The following is a 5,505-nucleotide window of genomic DNA, read 5'->3' on the forward strand; positions in this document are numbered from 1 at the left end:
GGGGTTGACAAGGCTCATCCAGACGTTCTTGGAGACGATTTGGCGAGATCCCGGGTGCTTTGGTGTCAGGACAACACACTCGTAGCACACGAGGCCGTCCCAAATCAACCTATGGGACAGCCTCTCCCGGTCTGCCCGGATTGTTTCTGGTCCCCATGTATCGCAGGGTTCTTGTAGATCGAGACCAGACACGCGCTTCGGGGGGGGCGGTTTGGACATCTCCCTCCAGCCACAAACGAGAGTGTCGAATCTGCCCGAAACGGGCTGGAGTCGACCTAAGTCGACAACTTTCGTCAGAGAATTATCACCAGCTTGCCGATTTGGACCCGGCCGGCGTCATCCTCGACCGTCCAATAATACACGCCAGACACGGGCTGCTGCGAATTGCGAGTGATCAGGTCCCAGTAGTCCAGATGTGACATCGGGTCAGACGGATTAACATCATGGCTGATCTCGCGCACGAGGTCGCCATCAATGGAGAATACGCTGATCGTACACCGCGGCGGCAGATTGGCAAAGACAATTCGGCGGGTACGATCAACCGACTTGTCCATCACGCCGCGACCCTCGAAACCGAGCGCCCGGTAATCGACATCACCCAAATACGGATTCGGATATACGAATACCTGGGCTGGGTCTTCGGCATCGGGATCGGGACGATCCATCGCCATGGTCATTCTCGGGTTCGTAGCCGGGCTGGTTTCCAGAGCGCCCAGACCGGTGACTGGAGAGCCATAATCGAACGCCGTGACGTTTACCCAATAAGCGACCGTGGGCAACAAACCGTCAATGGTGACCTCGTATTCGTAGTACTTAACGAAGTCGTCGTCAGTGAGATAGAGGGTATCTTCACCGCCGGGATACCACACCTTAAGCGAGTCTACATTGATCGTGGGAGGCTTGGGAGCGTTCGGATAGACCTTTCGGATCGGTGTGTTGGCATTCACCGGGTCGTTAGCGAGCACCGACCGGTTGAAGTCCTGCGGCTCGAAGAAGAAAACCTGCTCAGGTTCGCCTTCGCCGCCCGGCAGCACCAGCGGGTGGGTGCGTGGGTACATATCGGGATGCCAGGTCGTATCGCTGCAGCTATCGGCGTACATGCAGCGGAGTTCCTCGAGGCTGAACGGCCTCACCACAAGAACAAACTCTCTGCGCGCATAGTCCCACACGTACCGGTTCCAGTTCTCGCGATCGTATGACGCAACCACGGAGAAACTCGACGGCCGCTCGTCACGAGCGAGGTACACGCGGTACCCTTCGAAGTCCACCTCGCGCGAGAACACGTCGGGCGTGTTCTCCGAGCGTGCACCGTTCCACACCACCCGAATCCTGGCGTTCTCAGGAAACACGCGTACCACCGGCGCCGGCGGCGGCATCGCCCCTCGGAAGTCGGGAACGCCGTCGCCGCGACGCCACACCGTGTCGGCGCGCTCGTAAATCCACTGGCAGACGACATAATTGGTGTCCGGATTGGCCGACGAGTCCACCAGTGTGTCGCAGTCCCAAACGGAGTCTCCACCAAGGTTGCAGGCGGTGTACTCGCCGGCGTAGCCGTCGCTGTCCGTATCGACACCCGGATTATCGTATACCCATTCGGCCCAGGTGGCGTTGTTGCCGAGGTCTTCGAAATTGACGCCGTCGTACCAGACATCCGGGTTGTTGGGCAAATTGAAGTAGTTGGCGGGATTGACATGGAACTTCGTCCCGCCGACATACGCCAGCGTGAACGGCAGAGAGTTGCCCGGGTCGAGAACAAACGGCCCGAACGAAAGCAGGTAGCGCGTGTCCATTCCCCGCGCCCATGAGGCCGCGTAGGTGGCCGGTGGAGCCGACCAAACCGAGTCAAACTCGCCGATCGCGGCCAGTTGGAATTGATCGTAATCGAATTCCCGGTTGCTCAGAAGATGGTAGTAGTCGCGGTCACCGATCGGGTAACCGTCGCCGTACATCTGGCGCTCGGTGGCCCTGGTCTGCGGACCGAAATACGTGGGAGAGCGCCCCCCGGACCAGGCCCACCAGTTGAACGACACGTCCATCGAATCGCGCGGCGTACGCACGATGCGTGTAGCGGTAATATGCTCTGTCGGAGGGAAGCGCACGGTGCCGGTCAAGCCGCCGTCGTTGTCGGCTGTCCAGGCGACGTTGACCACATCCGAATCGGGCGGACAGGGCGGCCGCAGATACAACGCAGGCTGTTTCTCGCGAAAGCCGCACAAATCGTCCTCGAAACCACGGCCGGTGGTTTCTTGCTGCAGGCTGAGAATGTCGGCATCGACATAGACGCCGATATAAAGTCGATTCAACCGCCGTTTTCCGATATTAGTAAGCTCATAATCGAACAGCACGAAGTCATCGGCATACCCATACGACCAGGCCATTGAGGTCTGGGTTACCTTGATGTTCAGCGGGCGGTGGGCACGATTATCGCGATCATCATTTCCCATGTTGGCACAGCGCCGGCAGGTATCGGAAAACACGACAACATAGTCCTGCTCCGATATCGCACCCTCAAACTCCGGCTCCGACGGGTCAATGGTAGACCGGTGCCTCGGTAGGCCCTGGGGCGCGGCATCGGGGTGAAACTCCTGATTGCCGGTCCCGCCGGTGGATACAAGGGTGTCGCCGTCGACAATCGCCCCAACCCAGAGTTCGCCCGAAAAGAGATACCTGGTACGGCTCTCCTTGGGGTACTCGCACGATTGCACCTGCTCGTGGGTGAAGCAATCCCGGGCAAAAGCAACCGACATCCCGGTGCCGAAAGAACCATGGTTGTTGATTCCCAGCACCAGCGACCCGATATTGTGTTCGACCGTACAGTAGGCCGGGCGCACGAATGCGGTGGCGTTGTCTTCGGGGTACAGCTTCTCAGCTATCGGCGGAGTTCGGCTCAGGGCCGATTCAGCCGGCAAGCCGAAGACCAGTACTGTCACGGATATGAGCCAGATGTGTGGTTTCGTCGCTGTCAAAAGCATGTTGGTAATGAAATCCGCGGTACAGCCGGTTAGCATAACGTGAACAGCCTCCTTTCGCAAATGGTTTCCGGTCGGTAATCTTCTCCCGTGCGTACTCCGCTCAGCCAAAAAGGCCTTGACTTGACCGCCAATTTACGGCTGATTAAGGACTTAGCCGAAACGGCCGGTTCCGCCGGACCGACCACAGCGGGAAACAAGATGGATTAAAACCGCGTAACTAACCTCAGAGCCGGAGGCTTACGCTTATGAAACTGACCGATCGGGAAGTCAACAACGTAGTAATTCTCGAACCCAGGGGCAAGATCATGGGCGGCCCAGATGCCAGCCTGTTACATGACAAGCTCTACGAACTGATTGAAAACGACAAGAAGAGGGTGGTGATCGACCTGGCCGGAGTCGAGTGGATGAACTCCACCGGCCTGGGTATCCTCATCTCCAGCTACACTACTCTGAGAAACCACCAGGGCGAACTGAAACTGGCCAACGTGACCGATAAGATTCAGTCCCTCCTGACTATCACCAAGCTCGTGTCGGTGTTCGACGCACACGACAGCGTGGATGAAGCCATAAAGAGCTTCAAATAGTAATGCCGCGCGATTGAAAATAGAATTCTCACCCACAGGTAGACGCAGCCATGTCTGCCTGTTTTTTTTGGAGTTATTGCAGCATGGCGAAACCGATTATTCAAGGGGACACGATCAAAGTCCCGTCAAGCCCGGAATTCCTGCCCGACGTGGACATATTTCTCGAAGGAACGCTCCGGGGCTTTGGTGTTCAGGAGTCAGTGGTCGCTGACATCGCCATTTCCGTTTCGGAACTGGTTAATAACGCCATTGTCCACGGCAACAAGGCCACTTTGACCAAGATGGTCACGGTGAGGATAACTCGCGCCGGGAACGTCGTCACAGTGCGGGTGAGCGACGAGGGTGGGGGTTTTGACCCGACTCATGTCCCCGACCCGCTGGCCGATGAAAACCTGCTTCAGGAAGTTGGCCGCGGGCTGTTTATCGTCCATTCGTTGATGGACAAAGTTGAAGTCGAGGCTACGGGATCCGGCACGACCGTGGCCATAACGAAAGCGATCTGAGGAGCCTCACTTTTGCGGCGTTGGCACTATGCAGCTTGAGCTGGTGCACTCTCTTATCTTCTTCCTGATCGGTGGTTTCCTGGTATTCATGGCGATCACGGTCACGCGCGACAACTTCGCGTCGCATGCCAACCGGGCGGCCGGAGCGATGTTGTTCTTCGCCGGCGTGGGACCGCTGGCGTTGGCCATAGGCTACGTGGTCCAAATCACCTCGGCCGATCCCGCCGTCTTTCGCAGTTACACACTTTACAACCTGTACCATGTCTGGGAGTTCTTTTTCCCCGCGCTGCTGGTCTTCTCGTGGCTCTTCCCGGTCGACCGGATGCACCGTGTCCGCCATCACCGACTGCGCTACCTGGTAATCGTACCGCAGTTGATTCACCTGTCGCTGGCCCTCACGTATCAGCGGCTGGTCGGTTTACTCAATACTCTCGTGGAAAGTTCTGCGGCCACAAACCTGACCGGCATGATCCTGAAGCCGGTCGCCTGGGTCTTCCAGCAATTGATGCTGCTGGTCGCGTATGTACGGGTCCATGAGCAATCCATATTCGGATTGATAAACCTGGTGTACGTCCTGGCGGCGATATATTTCTTCGAAACAGGGCGGCGCTACCTTACCAACCCCCGCCTGCAGGAGCAGACTCGCCTGGTGGTCTGGAGCATGCGCCTGGGACTGGGCCTTTTCACGCTGTCGTTTCTCAGTTGGAGCCTGGGGAAGGGCACCTGGTTCGGCACCGCTGCGCCTTATCTCCTCATGATCGCTATCGTGCTCGGCGGCGGGCTTCTCACCAACGCCATCATTCGGCATCGTTTTCTGAATGTCCAGTTGTTCTTCCGTCAATCGCTGATAAACACCCTCATAGCATCGGTACTGGTCGGCTTATACGTGCTTCTTGGCATGCACGCCAAGGACCTGCTGGTGCCGATTTTGGGCGCCCAGGCCGAGGTGGTCAGCTATCTGTTCATCGTTTTGATGCTGCTCTTGTTCCAACCCATCAGCGCCTGGATTGATAACGTCATCCGTTCCATGTTCATGCGCACCCGCACCGACTACCGCAACATCATGGAGCGGTTCTCGCGCCAGGTGATCTCCAACTTCGAACCGTTGGCCCTGCGGCGCTCGATCGAGGAGATTCTCAAGACCTCCCTGCTGGTAGACCGCGTCTATTTCATCCTGTTTGACGACAGCATCGGCGAGTACGCGATTCTGAAAAGCGACGATTACCCTCGCCGCACGGTGCTGGACCGCCAGGACCTGATGCTGCGCGGCATCAACCTGCTGGACACACCGACCCGCTTCACATCGCTGGCGGCCTACCAAGACAACTCCCGGCTGGCCGAGATACTCAACGAGCTGGAAGCGCGTGTCATTCTGCCGTTGAAAGACGCTCAGCACATGCTCGGGTTTGTCGCGCTCTCATCGAAATCAGCCGGCTACCACTACAC

Annotated in this window: 4 protein-coding genes; 3 read left to right on the forward strand and 1 reads right to left on the reverse strand. The window is 57.7% G+C overall.

What is annotated here, in order from left to right:
* Positions 1 to 293: 293 nt before the first annotated feature.
* Positions 294 to 3,008: a hypothetical protein gene (locus AB1772_13000; GenBank protein MEW5797259.1), complete on the reverse strand. Its 2,715-nt coding sequence runs from the start codon at positions 3,006 to 3,008 to the stop codon at positions 294 to 296.
* A 209-nt stretch (positions 3,009 to 3,217) separates the two neighbouring features.
* Here AB1772_13000 and AB1772_13005 point away from each other — a divergent pair, with 209 nt between their 5' ends.
* The 3 genes from AB1772_13005 to AB1772_13015 all read left to right on the forward strand — a co-directional run.
* Positions 3,218 to 3,556 carry an STAS domain-containing protein gene (locus tag AB1772_13005; GenBank protein MEW5797260.1) on the forward strand — a complete coding sequence of 113 codons (339 nt, stop codon included), beginning with the start codon at positions 3,218 to 3,220 and terminating at the stop codon, positions 3,554 to 3,556.
* An 83-nt stretch (positions 3,557 to 3,639) separates the two neighbouring features.
* A complete protein-coding gene (locus AB1772_13010; GenBank protein MEW5797261.1) occupies positions 3,640 to 4,059 on the forward strand; it encodes an ATP-binding protein in 420 nt (139 codons plus the stop codon).
* A gap of 28 nt (positions 4,060 to 4,087) precedes the next feature.
* Positions 4,088 to 5,505 (forward strand): hypothetical protein (locus AB1772_13015; GenBank protein ID MEW5797262.1); only part of this gene is annotated, 1,418 nt, incomplete at its 3' end.

Source organism: Candidatus Zixiibacteriota bacterium (assembly GCA_040752815.1).
Classification (GTDB): Bacteria; Zixibacteria; MSB-5A5; order GN15; family FEB-12; genus JAGGTI01.

Excerpts from the sequence above, each read along its gene's own strand:
- AB1772_13000 (MEW5797259.1), bottom strand. The coding sequence starts at position 3,008 with ATGCTAACCGGCTGTACCGCGGATTTCATTACCAACATGCTTTTGACA.
- AB1772_13005 (MEW5797260.1), top strand. The coding sequence starts at position 3,218 with ATGAAACTGACCGATCGGGAAGTCAACAACGTAGTAATTCTCGAACCC.
- AB1772_13010 (MEW5797261.1), top strand. The coding sequence starts at position 3,640 with ATGGCGAAACCGATTATTCAAGGGGACACGATCAAAGTCCCGTCAAGC.